The organism is Sulfuricaulis sp. (genome assembly GCF_040901545.1).
In the GTDB taxonomy this organism is placed as follows: domain Bacteria; phylum Pseudomonadota; class Gammaproteobacteria; order Acidiferrobacterales; family Sulfurifustaceae; genus Sulfuricaulis.
In genome coordinates, this window is record NZ_JBBDYL010000048.1 from 1 (window position 1) to 2,616 (window position 2,616).

The window sequence follows — 2,616 nt, forward strand, 5'->3', positions numbered from 1 at the left end:
TATATTTTCTTTCACGCCCACTCTTCGCACCGCCTCATCATCAAGCATTTAATTCATAAATAGGGGAAAAGGGAACGCTTCCCTTATTTCTCTGATATTTCTCTGACGGAGGGGCCGGCAACTTGCGCCCAATTCATTTTGTTTACCTGAATTGCTGTCAGTACTTCCGAAACTGTCCGACCACCGAACAGTGGCCACCTTCTCCCTGAGGGAGAGGGTAAACGGATGTGCTCGCCTTTCGGACGGATGACGGGATGGAACAATCAGGGACAGACCACGGTTTCTTGAGGTGATGGGTTGAAAAAAGACGGCCGATACGATGTCGCGAGTAAATGAATGGGGACGAGGGGTCAAAGATTAAGCAGTCTGAATCGGGGCTGAGAAATTCAAATTAATCGTGCCAGGCTTGCATCTCCTTTCCCGATACCCCTCGCACCACCGTCGTCCCGTCGCAGCTTCGCATCAGAGTAATTTCAGGCCTGTAAAGATTCACGCTTTTCCACCGTCGCCAGGGTTCCTTTCATTTTATACCTTTTCGGGTATAATTAACGCGTGGCCGGACAACAAGAAAAGCCGCTGGTGTGGTTGGGGAGCAGCAAGCGGGACCTGATGGCGCTGCCGGTTCCCATTCGGAAGTTTTTCGGCCATGCCTTGGACTTCGCGCAGCGCGGCGACAAGCACGATGCGGCCAAAGTTCTTAAGGGCTTTGGCGGCGCGGGAGTTTTGGGAGATCGTCGAGGATGGCCGCGGTGGCACGTACCGGGCCGTTTACACGATCAAATTCAAGGAAGCGGTATTCGTGTTGCATGTATTTCAGAAAAAGAGCAAGCACGGTATTGCAACACCCAAAATGGACACCGACATTATCCGCGAACGCCTGAAGCTCGCGGAGCAACTGGTAAAGGAGATGCACAATGCGTAAGCGAATCGTTAAAGGTCTTGAATTCGAGATGAGTTCCGGGAATGTTTTCGCCGATCTCGGTCTGCGAAACGCGGAAAAACTGAAAATCAAATCCGGTCTGGTTATTCAGATCGTGAAGGCCGTGCGTCGCCTTGGCCTGTCGCAAGCTGAAGCGGGCCGGCGCATCGGGCTGCCGCAGCCCAAGGTGTCGGGTCTGGTTCGCGGCGACTTCGCGAGCGTCTCCGAACGCAAGCTCATGGACTGCCTTAACCGGCTTGGCTACGACATCGAAATAAAGGTGAAGCCTGCCGCCAAGCGCATCGGGCAGGTGAAGCTGGCGGCATAGGTGGTTCTCGATTTCAGCTTAATTGCCGGGAAAAGGGGACGCTTCCCTTATTTCTCTGACGGAGGCGCCGGAAACTTGCGCCCAATTCGTTTTGTTTACCTGAATTGCTGTCAGTACTTCCGAAACTGTCCAACCACCGAACAGTGGCCACCCTCTCCCTCAGGGAGAGGGTAAACGGATGTGCTCGCCTTTCGGGCGGATGACCGGACCCGCCCGCGCGCAGCGCGTGGGAATGTACGCTTGACCGCTTCGGCGCTGAGGCCCTTCTTGAGCTCCCAGCCGTGAAGCTTGCTTGGAAGTGCGGAGTTGCGTTAGCCGACTTTCTTTAACGGTGGCACTTTCTTGTGATGCTGCATGGATTGCCAGAGATCCCAGTTTCGCTGAAGGTTCAGCCAGAACTCCGGCCCGGTCTTAAGGGCGTCACCGATGGCCAGGGCCGACTCTGCCGTTACACCACGTCGACCATTGACGATTTCATTCAAGCGGGCATAGGTCCAGCCGAGATGTTCGGAAAACTCCTTTTGTGTCACGCCAAGCGGTTCAAGGAACTCCTTGAGCAACATTTCACCGGGGTGTGTGGGCGAGCGTTTCGTGGGCAACATAGTTTATCACCTAATGGTAATCAGTAATTTCAACATCCAGCGCATCTTTATTCTCCCATCGGAAAATAATGCGCCATTGGTCGTTGATCCTAAGACTCCAGTATCCCGCCAGATCGCCTCGTAGCTTTTCCAATCGGTTGCTCGGCGGGACGCGCAGGAAATCCAGACTAGGCGCGGCGTCAATCTGATCCAAAAGCCGCGTGGCTTTGTCGTGTATCTCGCGGGGTACTCTGCGGGCTTGGCGACTGTTGATACCGTCGTAAATATCCCGGGTCGTCTTGCCCTTGATACCCCTTATCATGTTCGCAATATATCGTATATCGATATATATGTCAAGCCGGATCAGTGCGGCGGCTCACGCGCGGCGCGAGCTTGCGTTCCCGATACGATTCAGGGGTACGCCAATCGAAATGAACCCGCTGAGCACCATGGTGCGTCCCTTGCGGACAAGGATCCTGAATTCTCCGCCGCCATGTTCGTCACGGAGCACAGCCCGCAGGGTCAGGTTTTGAATTGACACATTTTGCGATCGAGTCAGCGACCGAGTTGTTAACAGTACTTCCGAAACTGCCCGACCACTACCCCAAAAATCTCTAGCTCGCCTTCCTGCCTGTGCGTGGCACGCAGACAGGTCGGGTGTATGACGGGATAGGCCTTGTTCTCCGGTTTCAACACGACCCGGCCTCGTTCGCGGTCCAGTTGCTTTAGGGTGAATTCGTTGTCCACGATGGCGACGACGATCTCTCCGACAACGAAATAGCGGGGCG

4 protein-coding genes and 1 pseudogene are annotated in these 2,616 nt (G+C 54.5%); 2 read left to right on the forward strand and 3 right to left on the reverse strand.

Annotation, left to right across the window (positions count from 1 at the left end; genetic code table 11):
* Positions 1–609 precede the first annotated feature (609 nt).
* Positions 610–922: pseudogene (locus WD823_RS09890) on the forward strand (type II toxin-antitoxin system RelE/ParE family toxin).
* Positions 915–1,247 carry a helix-turn-helix domain-containing protein gene (locus WD823_RS09895; RefSeq protein ID WP_368429333.1) on the forward strand — a complete coding sequence of 111 codons (333 nt, stop codon included), beginning with the start codon at positions 915–917 and terminating at the stop codon, positions 1,245–1,247. The pseudogene WD823_RS09890 and the gene WD823_RS09895 overlap by 8 nt, the downstream one beginning before the upstream one ends.
* 311 nt (positions 1,248–1,558) lie before the next feature.
* On the opposite strand, the gene WD823_RS09900 is transcribed toward WD823_RS09895, so the two are convergent.
* The 3 genes from WD823_RS09900 to WD823_RS09910 all read right to left on the reverse strand — a co-directional run.
* On the reverse strand, positions 1,559–1,849 hold the full coding sequence (locus WD823_RS09900; RefSeq protein ID WP_368429334.1) for a HigA family addiction module antitoxin: 291 nt from the start codon (positions 1,847–1,849) through the stop codon (positions 1,559–1,561).
* Between the two features lie 10 nt (positions 1,850–1,859).
* Positions 1,860–2,150, reverse strand: coding sequence for a type II toxin-antitoxin system RelE/ParE family toxin (locus WD823_RS09905; protein ID WP_368429335.1), 291 nt, complete (start codon positions 2,148–2,150; stop codon positions 1,860–1,862).
* A gap of 248 nt (positions 2,151–2,398) precedes the next feature.
* The coding region (locus WD823_RS09910; protein WP_368429336.1) for a LexA family protein at positions 2,399–2,616 on the reverse strand (218 nt) is incomplete at its 5' end.